General features: G+C 67.4%; 20 protein-coding genes and 1 tRNA gene. 12 read left to right on the forward strand and 9 right to left on the reverse strand.

What is annotated here, in order from left to right; all coding sequences use genetic code 11:
- The first annotated feature begins 129 nt into the window (after positions 1–129).
- The 4 genes from F6X38_RS06845 to F6X38_RS06860 all read left to right on the forward strand — a co-directional run bounded on the left by F6X38_RS06845 (position 130) and on the right by F6X38_RS06860 (position 1641).
- Positions 130–480: an integration host factor subunit alpha gene (locus F6X38_RS06845; protein ID WP_150968871.1), complete on the forward strand. Its 351-nt coding sequence runs from the start codon at positions 130–132 to the stop codon at positions 478–480.
- Between the two features lie 17 nt (positions 481–497).
- A complete protein-coding gene (locus F6X38_RS06850; protein ID WP_150968872.1) occupies positions 498–1061 on the forward strand; it encodes a MerR family transcriptional regulator in 564 nt (187 codons plus the stop codon).
- Positions 1062–1146: 85 nt separating this feature from the next.
- A tRNA-Pro gene (locus tag F6X38_RS06855) sits at positions 1147–1223 on the forward strand.
- Between the two features lie 100 nt (positions 1224–1323).
- Positions 1324–1641, forward strand: coding sequence for a hypothetical protein (locus tag F6X38_RS06860; RefSeq protein WP_150968873.1), 318 nt, complete (start codon positions 1324–1326; stop codon positions 1639–1641).
- Between the two features lie 75 nt (positions 1642–1716).
- Here the strand turns inward: F6X38_RS06860 and F6X38_RS06865 are convergent, their stop codons facing one another.
- A complete protein-coding gene (locus F6X38_RS06865) occupies positions 1717–3294 on the reverse strand; it encodes an undecaprenyl-phosphate glucose phosphotransferase (RefSeq protein WP_246191227.1) in 1578 nt (525 codons plus the stop codon).
- A 114-nt stretch (positions 3295–3408) separates the two neighbouring features.
- Positions 3409–3969: a polysaccharide biosynthesis/export family protein gene (locus F6X38_RS06870; protein ID WP_150968874.1), complete on the reverse strand. Its 561-nt coding sequence runs from the start codon at positions 3967–3969 to the stop codon at positions 3409–3411.
- Between the two features lie 191 nt (positions 3970–4160).
- Between F6X38_RS06870 and F6X38_RS06875 the strand changes: the two genes are divergently transcribed.
- On the forward strand, positions 4161–5066 hold the full coding sequence (locus F6X38_RS06875; protein WP_150968875.1) for a hypothetical protein: 906 nt from the start codon (positions 4161–4163) through the stop codon (positions 5064–5066).
- On the opposite strand, the gene F6X38_RS06880 is transcribed toward F6X38_RS06875, so the two are convergent.
- Positions 5063–5278 (reverse strand): DUF2842 domain-containing protein, encoded by a 216-nt coding sequence (locus tag F6X38_RS06880; RefSeq protein ID WP_150968876.1) that lies wholly within the window; start codon positions 5276–5278, stop codon positions 5063–5065. The genes F6X38_RS06875 and F6X38_RS06880 overlap by 4 nt on opposite strands.
- A gap of 154 nt (positions 5279–5432) precedes the next feature.
- On the opposite strand from F6X38_RS06880, the gene F6X38_RS06885 reads away from it, so the two are divergent.
- Positions 5433–6527, forward strand: coding sequence for a COX15/CtaA family protein (locus F6X38_RS06885; protein WP_150968877.1), 1095 nt, complete (start codon positions 5433–5435; stop codon positions 6525–6527).
- Between the two features lie 3 nt (positions 6528–6530).
- On the opposite strand, the gene argC is transcribed toward F6X38_RS06885, so the two are convergent.
- The 4 genes from argC to rplM all read right to left on the reverse strand — a co-directional run bounded on the left by argC (position 6531) and on the right by rplM (position 9414).
- A complete protein-coding gene (argC, locus tag F6X38_RS06890) occupies positions 6531–7457 on the reverse strand; it encodes an N-acetyl-gamma-glutamyl-phosphate reductase (RefSeq protein ID WP_150968878.1) in 927 nt (308 codons plus the stop codon).
- Positions 7458–7461: 4 nt separating this feature from the next.
- Entirely contained in the window at positions 7462–8409 is a 948-nt protein-coding gene (speB, locus tag F6X38_RS06895) for an agmatinase (protein ID WP_150968879.1), read from the reverse strand.
- A 70-nt stretch (positions 8410–8479) separates the two neighbouring features.
- Positions 8480–8950, reverse strand: a complete 471-nt coding sequence (gene rpsI, locus F6X38_RS06900; RefSeq protein ID WP_150968880.1) for a 30S ribosomal protein S9 — start codon at positions 8948–8950, stop codon at positions 8480–8482.
- The gene (gene rplM, locus F6X38_RS06905; protein WP_150968881.1) at positions 8950–9414 is read right to left on the reverse strand and encodes a 50S ribosomal protein L13; all 465 of its coding nucleotides are present in this window, start codon (positions 9412–9414) and stop codon (positions 8950–8952) included. Before rplM ends, rpsI begins: the two co-directional genes overlap by 1 nt.
- A gap of 291 nt (positions 9415–9705) precedes the next feature.
- Here rplM and F6X38_RS06910 point away from each other — a divergent pair, with 291 nt between their 5' ends.
- The 6 genes from F6X38_RS06910 (at position 9706) to F6X38_RS06935 (ending at position 13281) form a co-directional block, all read left to right on the forward strand.
- Positions 9706–10512: an enoyl-CoA hydratase-related protein gene (locus tag F6X38_RS06910; protein WP_150968882.1), complete on the forward strand. Its 807-nt coding sequence runs from the start codon at positions 9706–9708 to the stop codon at positions 10510–10512.
- Positions 10509–10952 carry a CoA-binding protein gene (locus F6X38_RS06915; RefSeq protein ID WP_150968883.1) on the forward strand — a complete coding sequence of 148 codons (444 nt, stop codon included), beginning with the start codon at positions 10509–10511 and terminating at the stop codon, positions 10950–10952. The genes F6X38_RS06910 and F6X38_RS06915 overlap by 4 nt, the downstream gene beginning before the upstream one ends.
- 67 nt (positions 10953–11019) lie before the next feature.
- Entirely contained in the window at positions 11020–11307 is a 288-nt protein-coding gene (locus tag F6X38_RS06920) for a ribbon-helix-helix domain-containing protein (protein ID WP_150968884.1), read from the forward strand.
- Positions 11300–11590 (forward strand): type II toxin-antitoxin system RelE/ParE family toxin, encoded by a 291-nt coding sequence (locus tag F6X38_RS06925; protein ID WP_150968885.1) that lies wholly within the window; start codon positions 11300–11302, stop codon positions 11588–11590. The genes F6X38_RS06920 and F6X38_RS06925 overlap by 8 nt, the downstream gene beginning before the upstream one ends.
- Before the next feature lie 66 nt (positions 11591–11656).
- Positions 11657–12937, forward strand: coding sequence for an O-acetylhomoserine aminocarboxypropyltransferase (locus F6X38_RS06930; protein WP_150968886.1), 1281 nt, complete (start codon positions 11657–11659; stop codon positions 12935–12937).
- On the forward strand, positions 12934–13281 hold the full coding sequence (locus F6X38_RS06935; RefSeq protein WP_150968887.1) for a cupin domain-containing protein: 348 nt from the start codon (positions 12934–12936) through the stop codon (positions 13279–13281). Before F6X38_RS06930 ends, F6X38_RS06935 begins: the two co-directional genes overlap by 4 nt.
- Here the strand turns inward: F6X38_RS06935 and F6X38_RS06940 are convergent.
- Both F6X38_RS06940 and F6X38_RS06945 read right to left on the reverse strand, forming a co-directional pair.
- The gene (locus tag F6X38_RS06940) at positions 13271–14548 is read right to left on the reverse strand and encodes a cytochrome P450 (protein ID WP_150969129.1); all 1278 of its coding nucleotides are present in this window, start codon (positions 14546–14548) and stop codon (positions 13271–13273) included. The genes F6X38_RS06935 and F6X38_RS06940 overlap by 11 nt on opposite strands.
- A 90-nt stretch (positions 14549–14638) precedes the next feature.
- The gene (locus F6X38_RS06945) at positions 14639–15691 is read right to left on the reverse strand and encodes an SOUL family heme-binding protein (RefSeq protein ID WP_150968888.1); all 1053 of its coding nucleotides are present in this window, start codon (positions 15689–15691) and stop codon (positions 14639–14641) included.
- Between the last annotated feature and the right edge of the window lie 97 nt (positions 15692–15788).

Consider the following 15788-nt stretch of genomic DNA (forward strand, 5'->3'; position numbering starts at 1 on the left):
GGCTCCCGGCCGCCCTGTCAAGGTCTTCTTAACCTTGATTAAAGGTCGGAATTGCGTATCTTGGCGCCGTCTAAAGGTCGGCCGCGACGTTGGGGAGCAGCGCGGGCGTCTGGATTTCAGGGGATGGGCATGAGCGACAAGACGATCACGCGGGCCGATCTCGCTGAAGCCGTGTTTCGCAAGATCGGGCTTTCCCGCACCGAGTCCGCTTCGCTCGTCGAGATGATCCTCGAAGAGATGTGCTCGACGATCGCCCGGGGCGAATCGGTGAAGATCTCGTCCTTCGGCTCGTTCCTGGTGCGCGACAAGAACGAGCGCGTCGGCCGCAACCCGAAGACCGGCGAGGAAGTGCCGATCCTTCCGCGCCGCGTTGCGGTGTTCAAGCCGTCGAACGTCATGAAGGACCGCATCCTCGAAGCGCATTCGAAGCGGATCGGCGGCGGCGTGAGCGTGACGCCGGCGCTGAAGGCGGCGGAATGACGCCAGACGCCTGACGCATGAGCATGAAGAGCACCGACGCGTTCCGGACGATCAGCGAAGTCGCGGAAGAGCTCGACCTGCCGCAGCACGTGCTGCGGTTCTGGGAGACCCGCTTCTCGCAGATCCGCCCGATGAAGCGTGGCGGCGGCCGGCGCTACTACCGGCCGGACGACGTCGAACTGCTGAAGGGCATTCGATACCTGCTCTACGTCAAGGGCTTCACCATCAAGGGCGTCCAGCGCATCCTGCGCGAGAACGGCAACCGGTTCGTCGTCGGCGTCGGTGCGGGCGACGTCGCCTCGCTGGATGCGATGCCGGCTGTGGCGGGCGACCGCGAGGCCGGCGAGGTGGAGATCGGAGTGCCGGAGGATACGGAAGGCGAGGCGGAACCGGAGATCGCGCCGGCCTCGGCTTCGCCGGTCGGCGAGCGGCGGTCGGGGTTCACGTCCTTCCTGCGCCGCGACCGCGGCACCGGTGGCGACGAGGCGCCGGTCGGGCTGCCGCGGGAAAGCGTCGCGACGCTGCAGGACGTGCTGATCGAACTCCTCGAATGCAAGCGACTGCTCGACCAGTCGCGCTGATCCACCCGTGCGACGCGTCTCCGGCGGGGCGGAGCGCGAATGGGGCTTGCCTCCCGGGGCCGCCTTCTCTAGGAAATGGTGCAGTCGGAGCGTAGCGCAGTCTGGTAGCGCACTTGGATGGGGTCCAAGGGGTCGGAGGTTCAAATCCTCTCGCTCCGACCAGTCCCGCGAACGCCCCCAGTTCACCCTTGAAAAATTCGTAGCGTCACCTTCCTGTCGCGGGAACCTGCCATCATGCGGCAAGGTTAATCCCGGGTAACCGGTGCTGCCGGTTTTCAGCTGGCGGGGAGGTGGAACGATGTTCGTTGTTCGGGTCGAAAACGACGAAGCGACGTCGTATCGCGCCTTCCGCCGTTCTCAGACCGCGCGTGCCTGGGCGGCCGAGCGGAATGGCGAGGACGTGGATTGCCTGGTCGACGTCTTCGAGACGAGCGGCCTCGGGGACGATCCGAGGGGGGCTATCGCCGCGGTCCGCGCCGGCAACGCGCGCGAGATTCTGCGCGGCGAGGCGCTGGCAGCGCGCCCGCCCGTCACGACCGGCGCTTCCGACATCGATTTCGGGGTAGCTGTCGCCGTCTGACACCGGCGCTTGCCTCAAGGGCGAGCGCGGCCTGGCCGAACGCTCACCTTGGATTGACGGACATCCCTGCCGTCATCAATAGGCGTTCTCGGTCTTGAGAAGGCTCAGCGGCGTCCTGGCGAGGATCGCGACGTCGAACAGGATCGACCAGTTGTCGATGTAGTGCAGGTCGTATTCGAACCGCTTCCTCAGCTTGTCCGCCTGGTCGATCTCGCCGCGGTAGCCGTTCACCTGCGCCCAGCCCGTGATGCCGGGCTTCACCTTATGACGCCCGAAATAGTCGTCGACGATCTCGATGAAGGCCTCGTTGCTGCTGGAGAAAGCGTGGACGGCGTGGGGGCGGGGGCCGACGAGCGAGAGCTCGCCGCGCACCACATTCCAGAGCTGCGGAAGCTCGTCGATCGAGGATTTCCGAATAAATCGCCCGACGCGCGTCACGCGCGGATCGCCCTTGGTGACGACGCGCTTGGCGGCGGGGTCGGCCTGCTCGTGATACATCGAGCGGAACTTGAAGACCTCGATCACCTGATTGTTGAAGCCATGCCGCTTCTGCCGGAAGAAGATCGGCCCCTTCGAGTCGAGCCGCACCGCAATGGCCGTGGCGAGGAAGACGGGTGAAAGGGCCACGATCGCCGCGCTGGCGATGAGGATGTCGAAGACCCGCTTGGTGAGGGCGTTCCAGTCGGCGATCGGCTTGTTGAAGACGTCGAGCACCGGCACCTGCCCGACGAAGGAATGCGAGCGCGAGCGGAACTGCGGGTTCGCCGCGTGGGCCGCGAGGCGGATATCGAGCGGCAGCACCCACAGGCTCTTCAGGAATTCGAGCACGCGCTTCTCGGCCGAGAGCGGCAGCGTGACGATCAGCATGTCGATGCGGGCCGTGCGGGCGAATTCGACGAGTTCGCGGATGTTGCCGAGCTTCGGGTAGCCGGCGACGAGCGGCGGCGAGCGCCGGTCGCCGCGATCGTCGAAGATGCCGCAGATGCGGACGTCCCCGTCCGGCTGCGCGATGATGGTGCGGATCAGCTCTTCCGCCGCCTGTCCGCCGCCGACGATCACGGCGCGCCGCTCCATCACGCCGTCGCGCTTCCAGCGCCGGATAGGTCCGGCAAGCACCATTCTGGCGCCGAGCAGCGCCACGGCGCCTGTCACATACCAGATGGACAGCCATGCGCGCGAAACGGCGCTTTCCGGCTGCAGGACAAGGAGACCGAGACCGATGGCGGCGAGCGCCGCGGCCCAGCCACTGGCGACGGGCACGATCTGCGCGGCGCGCCGCGACAGCATGCCGATCTCGTAGCCGCCGAAGACATGGATGCCGCAGACGCCCGCGACCGCGCCGCCGACGGAAATGACGAGGCAACGCCACAGCATGTCGGCGCTCGGCGCATCGGCGGTGGCGATGACGGCGATCGAGATCGCGGCGAGAACCACGCATTCGGCGATCATCAGCATGCCCGATACGATGGCGGGAGCGATGACGCGGCTCGCATAGCGATCGGCCGTCTCGGAGGCGAGCTGGTTCAGCATCGCGGGCGTCGCCGGTGCGGCGACCTTCACGGCGCGAACGGCGGCGGGCGAGAACGGCAGCGCGCCGTCGCGGCCGGGGGTATCCTGCCTGCCTTCCGAGAGGCGAGCTTGAGTCTGGCGCATCGGGCCGATCCGATTGAGATTGCGGCCGGACGCTACGTCAATTTCCTTATCGTTTCGGCTGCGGGCCCGCTCAAACCTTAACGATCGACGGGCGTCGGGTCGGAGGAGGCGCGATCAGAACCAGCGCTCGCGCACGAAGATCGTGTCACCCGGCTGGATCGGATCGGAGATCAGCACCCGGCCGGATGCGATCTTGCCGTTCACCTGCCGCGTCAGATCCACCGTCTTCTGCTCGGCGCGGGGCGAGAAGCCGCCCGCCGCGGCGATGGCGTTCTGCACCGTCATGCCGGGCACGTAGCTGTACTGCCCGCCCTGCGTCACCTCGCCCATGATGAAGAAGGGGCGGTAGGTCTCGACCTCGACAGAGATGTCCGGATCGCGCAGGAAGCCGTCGCGCAGCTTCGTCGCGATCGCCGCTTCGAGTTCCTCAGGCGTCTGGCCGCGCGCCGGCACCGTGCCGACGAGCGGCATGGAAACATAGCCGCTCTTGTCCACCGCGTAGGTGCTGGTCAGGCCCTCCTGTTCGAAGACGGTGACGCGGACCTTGTCGCCGCTGTCGAGGCGGTAGGGCTCGTTCAGCGCCTTGTGGAAAGCCGGCTGCGGCGGCTGGTAGCTCGCGCAGCCGCTAAGGGAGGCGGCCAAGGCAACCGCCGTTATCGTATGGCGCAGCCGCATCCCCCGTCGCCCCGTCGATCCGCGCCGCGGCGGATATCGCCGGCGGCCTCGTCGACATCGTTGTAGATTGGTTAGGGTTAACGGGCCGTTAAGCAAAGCTGCAGGCACATGTATTGCGTGTGTTTTCCGGGCCTTAACCGAGCCGTTACCCGAGGGCATCTACGATGCGTCATCCCGAGACGGAGCGGACGATGCCGACCCCGAGCGACGACGGCGGACCTGTCGACAGCCGCGATCACGGCCGGAAGCGCGGACTGCAGTTGACCTGCGGCGCGGCGCTCGCCGCGACGAGCGCCTTTGCCTGGGCGACGCTGCTGCAGCCCGATCTCGTGCCGTCCGGCATCCCGATGAACGGCTCCGCGTCGCTGGTGATCGGTCTGGCCGGCCTCGCGGCCCTCGGCCTCGTCATCGTTTCCGCCCGGACGAACCCGGCCAGAGCGGAAGGCGCCGGAGCGGCGGCAGACGGTCGTGAGGTGCCGGCCGCGTCGATGCCGGGCCTCGCGCCGATGCGCGCGAGCGTGGCGGAACTGGCGAAGGCGGCCGCGGCCGCGCGCATATCGCGCATCCTCATTCTCGCGCCGCCCGGCTGGAAGGCGGCCGAAGCGGTGGCGGTGGCCCGCCACCTTTCCAATGGAGACGAGCCGACGATCCTCGTCGATTTCGACGGCGGGTGCACGGTCGGCGATCTCGCCTTGTCACGCGAGGTCGAGAGCATCGCGCATATCGCGGCGAGCCCGACGACCTTCGCCCACGCCATCCAGCGGGATCGAGCGGGACGCACCCATCTCCTCGCCGCGCGCCTCGATGCGCCGAATGCGGCTTCGGACGCCGCTTCCGTATTGACGACGCTGGAAGAGGTCTATGCGCGGGTCGTCGCCATCGTCCCCGCCGACGCCGAAACGCTGGCGCCGCTCGTCCATGACGATACGGCGCTCGTCGTGCCGCGCCGGATCGAGGCGGAGGTCGGCCTGAAAACCACGATCGGCCGTCTCATGCCCGGCGGTCTCGACGAAGTGGTCTTTCTGGACGAGGATTTGGACGAACGAGCGAAGCTCGTTCCGCACCACACGGTGGTCAAACGCGCCGTCCGAGCCTAGCGGGATTTGCCGGAATAGCCCTCCATCCAGCGGATCAGCAGCGCCGCCGGCGCGACCCAGAGCAGGCCGCTGACGAGGAAGAAGGCGAGGTGCACCCAGCCGCTCGAATGCGCAAGGTAGAACGAGGCGAATGCCGTGGCGAAGATCGCGTAGACGAAGATCAGGAGCAGCAGCACGATCGTGCCGACGAGCTTGCGGAAGCGGATGGGCATGGATGGTCTCGGTCCCGGAATGCTGGGCTTCCTATGGGCTCGACGTCCGCCAAAAGCCAGCATTCGGCGCTGCGACGCTTGGTTTCGCTTGTGCGTGGCGGCTTCCGGGGACAAATGAAGTCGGACATATCCGACTGACGCGAGTTCGCCCCCGATGACTCTGGCGATGGCCCCGACCGGCCTCTCCCGCTCCGTAAATGCGACGCGCAGCCTGCGGCCGGTCCGTCTCTGGCTCTACGCGGTGGCGCTCGTCCTCTTCGCGCTGGTGCTGGTCGGTGGCGCGACGCGGCTGACCGAAAGCGGCCTGTCGATCACGGAATGGAAGCCGATCCACGGTGTCGTCCCGCCGCTATCGGCGGCGGAATGGCAGGAGGAGTTCGAACTCTACCAGCGGATCCCGCAATACACGGAACTCAACGAAGGCATGAGCCTCGACGGGTTCAAGACGATCTACTGGTGGGAATGGACGCACCGGTTCCTGGCCCGCTTCGTCGGCGTGGTCTTCGCGGTGCCGCTACTCCTCTTCTGGCTGACGGGGCGTCTGCCCTCGCCATTGAAACCGCGGCTTCTCGGCATCCTGGCGCTCGGCGCGGTACAGGGCGGCATCGGCTGGTGGATGGTCGCGTCCGGCCTTTCGGCGCGCACCGACGTCAGCCAGTATCGGCTGGCGGTGCATCTCACCACGGCCTGCATCATCTTCGCGTCGACGCTCTGGGTGGCGCGGGGTCTGGCCCGCCATTCGGACGATCCGCCGCCCTCGGTCGGTTCCGCCTGGGCGGCCGGCGCGATCGTCGTGCTCGCCCTCTGCCAGATCTATCTCGGCGGTCTCGTCGCCGGGCTCAACGCCGGCATGACCTTCAACACCTGGCCGCTGATGGACGGGCAGATCGTGCCGCGCGGCCTGCTGACGATGGCCCCGGCCTGGCGCAACTTCTTCGAGAACGTCATGACGGTGCAGTTCATGCACCGCGCCAGCGCCTATCTGCTGCTCGCCGTCGTGGCGCTGCACGCCGCCGCGTCCTGGGTTCTCGCGCCGCGAACGACGCATGCGCGCCGCGCCGCGGTGCTCTTGGCTCTCGTCGTCTGTCAGGCCGCGCTCGGGATCACGACCCTCCTGCTGGCGGTGCCGATCGGCTGGGCGCTTCTGCATCAGGCGGGAGCGCTGGTGGTCCTCGCCTTCGCGGTGGCGCATGCGCGCGGCGTGGTCGGCCCGTATCGCTTCGCGCCGACGCGCTACGCCGAAGCCTGACGCTCAGGCGGCGGCCAGCATCAGGTCGAGGTTCTGCACCGCCGCCCCGGATGCGCCCTTGCCGAGATTGTCGAGCAGGGCGACGAGGTTGACGAGGCGTCCGTCCGCCGAGGCGAAGACGAACAGCTTCATCCGGTCCGTCCCGGCGAGTTCGGTCGGATCGATGCGCTTCAGCCCCGCCACCTCCTCCTGCGAGGCGACCGAGACGAGGTCCTGCCCGGCATAGTGGTCGGCGAGCGCGGCGCGCATCCGCTCGGCATCGCCCGGCTCGGCGCGGAGCGGCACCTGGACGATCATCCCCTGCGGGAAGCGGCCGACCGACGGCGCGAACAGCGGCTCGTGTTCCAAGCGACCGTAGGTCCGCATCTCGGGCAGGTGCTTGTGGTGCAGATCGAGGCCATAGAGGAAATGCGGCGCGGCGACGTGGTCGGCCCGCGTCGAGTCCTCCATCTGCCCGATCAACTGCTTGCCGCCGCCGGTATAGCCGGAGACGGCGTTCACCGACACCGGATAGCCGGCGTCGATGAGGCCGGCGTCGCGGAGAGGACGCAGCAGCGCGATCGCGCCGGTCGGGTAGCAGCCGGGATTGGCCACTCGCGCGGACGCCGCGATCCGCTCGCGTTGCCCGGCAGCCATTTCCGGAAAGCCGTAGGCCCAGTCGGGGTCTGTCCGATGCGCCGTCGAGGTGTCGATGACCCGAGTCGAATTGTTGCCGTCGAGGAGCCCGATTGCCTCGCGCGCCGCGTCGTCCGGCAGGCAGAGGATCGCGACGTCTGCCGCGTTCAGCATGTCCTCGCGCATCGCGGCGTTGCGGCGCTCTGCTTCCGGGATTGACAGGAGCTCGACGTCCCGCCGTTCGGCCATGCGCTGGCGGATCTGCAGGCCGGTCGTGCCGTGCTCGCCGTCGATGAAGATGCGAGGAAGCGCCATCGGATCAGGAAGCCTTCTTCTCGGCGAGGATGCCGAGGAGGTACATCGCGACCGTCGCGCCGGCAATCGCGGTGACGTCGGCGTGGTCGTAGGGCGGCGACACCTCCACCACGTCCGCGCCGAGAAGTTCGACGTTCTTCAGGTGGTGCAGCACCGCCAGCATCTTGGCGCTCGACGGGCCGCCCGCGACCGGCGTGCCGGTGCCCGGCGCGAAGGCGACGTCGAGGCAGTCGATGTCGAAGGTGAGGTAGGCCTTCGTGCCGCCGGTCCGCTCGTAGATGCGCTTGGCGATCTCGATGCTCGTCATGTCCTCGAGTTCGTGGCCGTAGACGATCTCGAGCCCAAGCGTTTCCGGCGCGTGGGTGCGGATGCCGACCTGGATCGAGGTGTCGGGATCGACGATGCCGTGCCGCACCGCGGTGGTGAGGAACGAGCCGTGATCGACGCGCTCGCCGGCGGTCGGCCAGGTGTCCTGATGCGCGTCGAAGTGGATCAGCGAGAGCTTGCCGTGCCGCTCCGCCAGCGCCTGCAGCAGCGGATAGGTGATCGAATGATCGCCGCCGAGCGTCAGGAGGAAGTTCGTCTGGCCGAGCAGCTTCGCCGCTTCCGCGCGGATCGCTTCGTGCGCGGTCTCCGGCGTCCGGTAATCGATCAGGCAGTCGCCGTAGTCGACCACCCGCAGCGCGTCGAAGAGGTCGAGCTTAAACGGGTATTGCGGGTCGTTGTCGAAGATCTGAGAGGCTCGCCGCAGCGCCGCCGGTCCGAAGCGCGCACCCGGCCGGTTCGAGACGGAGGCGTCGAACGGCACGCCCCAGACGGTGACGTCTGCATCGGCCGGCTCCTTCGTCAGCTTGCGGCGCATGAAGGAGGCGACGCCGGCATAGGTCGGGTCGCTCGCGGCCCCGAGCGTGTCGGTCGCGGTGATCGCGTGGTCGATGGATTTGCCGGCCATGAAGTCGTCCCCAAACGAAAAGGGCCGCGGATCGCTCCGCGGCCCCCGTGAAACCCTGAGGTAAGGCGGATCAGCGCTTCGAGAACTGGAAGGAGCGGCGGGCCTTCGCCTTGCCGTACTTCTTGCGCTCGACGACGCGGCTGTCGCGCGTCAGGAAGCCGCCCTTCTTCAGGACCGGGCGCAGGCCCGGCTCGAAATAGGTCAGCGCCTTCGAGATGCCGTGGCGCACCGCGCCCGCCTGACCCGACAGGCCGCCGCCGGTGACGGTCGCGACGATGTCGAACTGCCCGTCACGGGCCGCCGCGACGATCGGCTGCTGCAGCACCATCTGGAGCACCGGCCGCGCGAAGTAGGCGCCGAACTCCTTGTCGTTGACGGTGATCTTGCCGCTGCCGGGCTTCACCCAGACGCGGGCGACGGCGTCTTTGCGCTTGCCGGTCGCGTAGGCGCGGCCCTGCGCATCGAGCTTCTGGACGTGGACCGGCGCGGCGGCGACGGTCTCGACCGTCTGGAGGTCCTGGAGGGAGGAAAGCTGCGACATCAGGCGGCCCTCTTGTTCTTCGAGTTCAGGGCCGCGACGTCGAGCGCCTCGGGCTTCTGCGCCTCATGGGGATGGTTCGAGCCGGAGTAGACGCGCAGGTTGCGCAACTGCTGGCGGGCGAGGGGGCCTTCGGGGAGCATCCGCTCCACGGCCTTCTCGACCACGCGCTCCGGGAAGCGACCTTCGAGGATCTGGCGCGCCTTGCGCTCCTTTATCCCGCCGGGATGACCGGTGTGCCAGTAGTAGGTCTTGTCCGTATACTTCTTGCCGGTGAAGACGACCTTGTCGGCATTGACGATGATGACGTTGTCGCCGTCGTCGATATGCGGGGTATAGGTCGCCTTGTGCTTGCCGCGAAGGCGAAGGGCGACGAGGGAGGCGAGGCGGCCGACGACGAGCCCTTCGGCGTCGATCAGGATCCACTTCTTCTCCACCGTCTCGTTCTTCTGCGAGAAGGTCTTCATCCAATAATCCTCGGGTGGGCGGAACGGCGCTTCGCCCGGTCGGGCGCGGCGGTGCCGACACGACGTCAACCGCCGCTGTCGCGGGATGCCATACGGAACGATGGACACATCGTCAAGCCTCTCCGGCTTCCGAAAACGTGCATCACTGCAGCAAAAACAATGAGATAGGATATAGGGTAATTTGATACCGCAAAATTGACGGCGGAGAGGGTGTGGGGCGTGTTACTGATCGGTTTTCCATCCGGCGGTCGAGACGCTAGGTTGCAGCCTCGTGAATGGCGGGAATGGGCGATGGGCGAAGTCGTAGAGATGCACGCGGCGGCGGAACCGGCGGCACGGCGTGCCGTGCACCGCGTAACGTTGTCCAACCCGCCGGCGAACGTCCTGTCGGTCGCCGCGATCGACGGGTTGCTGGAAGTGCTGGACGCGGCGAAGAACGATCCTGATTGTCGCGTCGTCGTGCTCGCCGCCGCCGGCAACGTCTTTTCGCTCGGCGCGGACTACGAGGAGGCGGGGCGTCGCCGGGCCGACGAGGATGGGGGAGAGGCCTTCTTCGAGGCTTCGGAACGGCTCCTGGCAGGCTTGGCGCAGGCGATCGTCCGGCATCCGAAACCGGTGATCGCTGAAGTCGCGGGCGCGGCGTCGGGCGCGGGCTGTCAGCTCGTCGCGGCTTGCGATCTGGCGATCGCCGCGGAGACCGCGACTTTCCGGGTGCCGGACGTCAACCTCGGCCTGCCGGGTGCTGGACCGATGGTGGCGCTGTCACGCGGCCTCGGCCGCAAGCATGCGATGGAGATGCTGCTGACCGGCGAGACGATCGACGCGCGCACGGCGCGCGAGTTCGGCCTCGTGAACCGCGTCGTGCCGCCGGAGTATCTCACGACCGTCGTCGACAAGTACGCGTCGAGCATCGCGGCGAAGCCGGCGGAGGCGATCCGTCTGGCGAAGGAGGCGTTTCACGCGCAGGCGGAAATGGGACTCGCCGCCGCCTACGACTACGCCGCCGCGCTTTCGGCCGAGAGCATGAAGAGCGAGGAGGCGCGGGAGGGCATCCGTGCCGCGCTTTCCCGGCGCGGTTCACGCGAGGCTGGCGAATGAGCGCGGGTCCGCCGATCGCCTCGGACGATGCGATCCGCCGCATCCTGTCCACCGTCCGAACCATCGCGATGGTCGGGGCAAGTCCGAACCCGGCGCGGCCTTCCTACGGCGTGCTGGAATATCTCCTCCGCCGTGGCTATCGCGTCTTTCCGATCAATCCGGGGCAGGCCGGCAAGCCGATCTTCGACACGACGTTCCGCGCGACGCTGGCGGATGTCCCCGAGCCGATCGATATGGTGGACGTCTTCCGCGCGAGCGACGCGCTGCCGGGGATCGTGGAGGAGATGCTGCAGCTCCATCCGGTGCCGAAAGTGCTCTGGACGCAGCTCGGCGTCGTCCACGCCGAAGCGGCGGCGCGGGCCAGTGACGCCGGCATCGAGGTCGTCATGGACCGCTGCCCGAAGATCGAGATTCCGCGGCTGGGCGTGGCGCCGCGATAGCGTCCGACCGACGTTCCGCTCCCGTTCGGACGGTGCTACATAACGGGAAGCCGCAAGGAGCGAGCCGATGGCGACCCTGACGATCACCGTGCCCGACCCGACGAAGGACTGGATCGAGGCGCGCGCGAAAGCGCAAGGCTTCCCCACGATCGACGCCTACCTGGGCGATCTGCTGGAGCGCGAGCGCGCGGACGACACGGCCGAAGACTGGCCCGACCAGCCGGAACTGACGATCGAGGACCTGCGCCGCATCGTCGAAGAGTCGCGCGCCAGCGGCATTGGCAATAGGAGTATGGCGGACATCATTTCGGAAGGGAACTCGATCGCGAAGGCCCGCGGCTTCTTTCGTGAGTAGCTGGTCCTCAAACCGACGTGCGGAGGACGACCTCCTGGACATCTACGTTCACAGCGTCGAAGCCTTCGGGCGTCGTCAGGCCGTCGAATACATCCATGGCTTCGAGCACGTCTTCGAACTCCTCGCTTCGAACCCTCGGATGGGGCGGCGAGCGGAGACGATTGCACCGAACGTCCGCCGCCACGAACATGGGCGGCATGTCATTCTCTACGAGGAGATTCCGGACGGCGTGCTGATCCTCGCCGTGGTCCATGCGAACTCGATGCGTCGGCTTCGTTTGTGAGACCGCGGCAAAGCAGCGATGATGATTGACGACGGAAAGCCTGCCGAAAACGGAAAGGAAGGGAGCATGAGCGACGCGCCGGGTTTCGAGACGCTTGCCATCCATGCCGGCGCTGCGCCCGATCCGGCGACCGGGGCGCGGGCGACGCCGATCTACCAGACGACATCCTTCGTCTTCAACGACGTCGACCATGCGGCTGCGCTGTTCGGGCTCCAGCAGTTCGGCAACATCTACACGCGCATCATGAACCCGACGCAGGCCGTGCTGGAGGAACGCGTCGCGGCGCTGGAGGGCGGCGCGGCGGCGCTTGCGGTCGCCAGCGGTCATGCCGCGCAACTCCTCGTCTTCCACGCGCTGATGTCGCCCGGCGACGAGTTCGTCGCCTCGCGCAAGCTCTACGGCGGTTCGATCAATCAGTTCGGACATTCGTTCAAGTCGTTCGACTGGCAGGTGAAATGGGCCGACCCCTTCGATCTCGCGAGTTTCGAAGCGGCGATCACCGAGAAGACCAAGGCGGTGTTCATTGAGTCGATCGCCAATCCCGGCGGCGTCGTGGTGGACATCGCCGGCATCGCGGAGATCGCGCATCGGCACGGCCTGCCGCTCGTCGTCGACAACACGATGGCGACGCCGTATCTCTGCCGCCCGATCGAGCACGGGGCCGATATCGTCGTGCACTCGCTGACGAAGTTCATGGGCGGCCATGGCAACTCGATGGGCGGCGTCATCGTCGACTGCGGCACCTTCGACTGGTCGGCGACCGACCGCTATCCGATGCTGTCGCAGCCTCGGCCGGAATATGCCGGCATCGTGCTGCACCAGACCTTCGGCAACTTCGCCTTCGCCATCGCCTGCCGGGTGCTTGGCCTGCGCGACCTCGGCCCGGCGATCTCGCCGATGAACGCCTTCCTGATCCTGCAGGGCATCGAGACGCTGCCCTTACGTATGCAGCGCCATTGCGACAACGCGCTGGCGGTGGCGCAGCATCTCAAGGGGCATGAGAAGGTCGGCTGGGTCTCCTATGCCGGCCTGCCGGACGATCCCGGCCATGCGAACATGCAGCGCTATGCGCCGAACGGGGCGGGGGCGGTGTTCACCTTCGGCCTGAAGGGCGGCTACGACGCGGGCGTCGCCTTCGTGCAGGGCCTCGAACTTTTCTCGCATCTGGCGAACATCGGCGACGTGCGCTCGCTGGTGATCCATCCGGCCTCGACCACCCACCGGCAGCTCGCCTCCGACCAGCAGGTCGCCGCCGGCGCGGGGCCGGACGTGGTGCGCCTGTCGGTCGGCATCGAGAACGTCGCCGACATCATCGCCGACCTCGATCAGGCCTTGGCGAAGACATGAGCGAAAGACTGCTGAAACTCTCCACGGATCAGGCCGAGCCGGACGAGGGTGCGCCGCCGGCGGAGCGGATCGTTTCCGGCAACCCGTCCAACAAGACCTGGAACGTCGAGGACGACGGCGCCGGGCTCTATGCCGGCATCTGGGAATCGACGCCCGGCGAACGGCGCGTCGAGTACTCCGAATGGGAGTTCTGCCACATCCTGTCCGGCCTGTCGGTGCTGACGGAGGACGACGGCTCGGTCACGACACTCCGGCCCGGCGACGGCATCGTCATCCGCCCGGGCTTCAAGGGTACGTGGCGCGTCGTCGAGACGACGCGCAAGCACTACGTCATCAAGACCTGACTGCCGCCGGCTCGAAGGCGAGGTCGAGCCGTTCCAGCCCGTGGAAATGCCAGGAGTCGCGGTAGCGCGGCGGGGCAGCGATCCGGAGGTCCGGCAGGCGCTCGAACAGGACCCGAAGCGCGATGCGCAGTTCGAGCCGCGCCAGCGGCGCGCCGACGCAGAAGTGGATGCCGCCGCCGAACGAGACCGGCGCGGGCCCTGAACGAGCCGGATCGAAGCGATCGGGTTCCATATAGGCGGCAGGATCGCGGTTCGCGGCGCCAAGCAGCAGTGCGACCTCCTCGCCGCGCCGCACGGTGAGCCCGCCCGGCAACTCGACGTTCTCCAGCGCGACCCGCTCGAAAAGGTGCAGCGGCGCATCGAAGCGCAGCATCTCCTCCACCGCGCGGCCGCCCTGCGCTTCATCGGCGAGCAGGCGACGAGGATTGGCGCCGCCGTTCTCCAGCATCGTCTTCACGCCGTTGCCGATCTGGTGGACGGTCGCCTCGTGCCCGGCATTCATCAGAAGGACGATGGTGGAGACCATCTCGTCCTCGCTGAGCTTGCCTTCTTCGGTTTCGGCGCGCACCAGGGCCGAGAGGAGATCATCGCCCGGACGTTGGCGCTTCGCCGCGATCTCGCCGAGCACGAAGTCGCGGAACTCGGCGGCGGCGCGGTCGGCCTCGATCTCGATCTCCCGCGTCCGGCCGAACTGGTACATCGCCACCATCCGATGCGACCAGTCGAGAAGCTGCGCGGTTTCGCTGGCGTCGACGCCGATCAGTTCGGCGATCACCATGACCGGCAACGGCGTCGCGAACCCGGCGACGAGCTCGACCTCGCCCCGGCCGGCGAACCGGTCGACGAGACCGTTCGCCAGCGCTTCGATGCGTGGCGCCAGCCGATCGACCTGCCGCGAGACGAAGGCCTTCAGCACCAGCCCGCGGATGCGCGAATGCGTCGGCGGTTCAAGATCCAGCATGGAATGCCGTTCGATCGCGTAGAAGTTCCGCAGATGCTGGGGGATGTCGGCGTAGTCCGGCCGACCATCGGAAGCGGCCGGCAGGATGCGGCCGAAGCGGCGGTCGCGCAGCAGCGAGGCGACCAGCGAATGGCCGCAGACCGCGAGGCGGTCGAGTTCGTGCCAGCGGAAGAAAGCGCAGTGCCGATGCATCTCGGCATAGGCGGGGTAGGGGTCCTCGAAGAAGGCCGGGCCGCGCGGGTCGAGGTGAAGGGTGCCGCCGTCCCATCGAAGGGACGCGGGAAGACCGGAGGGCGCAGTTGTCATGTCGGCCGACAGGATGCGGTGGCATGCGCGCCTTCGCAACATGAAAACGCCCGCCGAAGCGGGCGTTTTCCACGAATCAGGCGGCTGTCGTCAGCGCTCGATCTCGATCAGGATCTCGTTGCGCTTCAGGAAGCCCGGAACCAGCGGCGGATTGTAGAACGCGTATTCCGGATCGCCCTTCTGCTTCAGGTTTTCGTCGGCGATGTAATTGTAGAGGGTCATCAACTTCTTCGAGGCAAGACTCGCCGAGAAGTTGCCGTTGAAGCGGATGGCGACGACCCGCTTCGGCGCGACGTCCTTCAGGCGCACGTCGTTGCCGCCGGGGGCGGGCAGCGTCGCGGTGGAGTACTTCTTCGGCATGACGAAGCGGATCGCCCAGCCCTTCGTCTGCCCTTCCGACTCGGAGAGTTGCTGCAGCACCGGCACGGTCATCGTGATCTTCTTGCCGGGACGGTTATGCGCCGAGATGTAGTCCGACAGCGTCAGGTAGCCGTCCTTGCGGGCCTTCTCGTGATAGCCGCTCTTCACCGTCTCGGCGACGACCATCGCGTCGTAGTCGCGCACCTCGATGTCGCCGTCGCGGCGGACCACGTCGTAGTCCGGCTCCTCGGTGTGGTCGTAGAATTTCTTCGCGACATAGGCCGCGCCGCCGATCGCGACCACCGCGCCGCCGACGATCAGCACGGTCGTCAGCGTGTCGTTGTCGCGCAGACGGTCGACGCCGCGCTGCGTCTGCATCCCGCGGCGGAAGCTGCCGTAGCGCGGCAGGCGCGCGTCAGGCAGGCGGGAGCGCGTTTCGGAGGCGACGCGCCGCCAACTCGGCAGGTGGCTCGCCCAGTCGGAAAGCTGCGAGCGGAGATCGGACAGCGTGTCGGCGGTGGTGCCGTAGGCGCTGTTGTAGGCGGAGCGGGCATCGTCGGTGCTCGGAAGCTGCCAGCCGCGCGCGAAATCCGGCAGGTAGCGGTACAGGCCGGTCTGGTGGCCGGGCAGATACTGCGCCACGGAGCGGCGGGCCCGCTCGGCGACGGACGGCGTCGGACTCACCCGCTCGGCGACGTTATGCTCGAGTTCCGCGATCCGCTCGCCGATGTCGGATATGGCATCGGTCAGCCGGTCGTAGGCCGTGGACTTGTGGCGGAACATCTCGAACTCCAGCAAAGGCGGCCGGCCGCCGCATCGTGAACACCGCGCCGGCGAAAGCACCTAGCGCGACGGCCTAACGCGACAATCAAAACCTTGG

Source organism: Plantimonas leprariae, from assembly GCF_008802405.1.
GTDB classification, from domain to species: Bacteria; Pseudomonadota; Alphaproteobacteria; order Rhizobiales; family Rhizobiaceae; genus Plantimonas; species Plantimonas leprariae.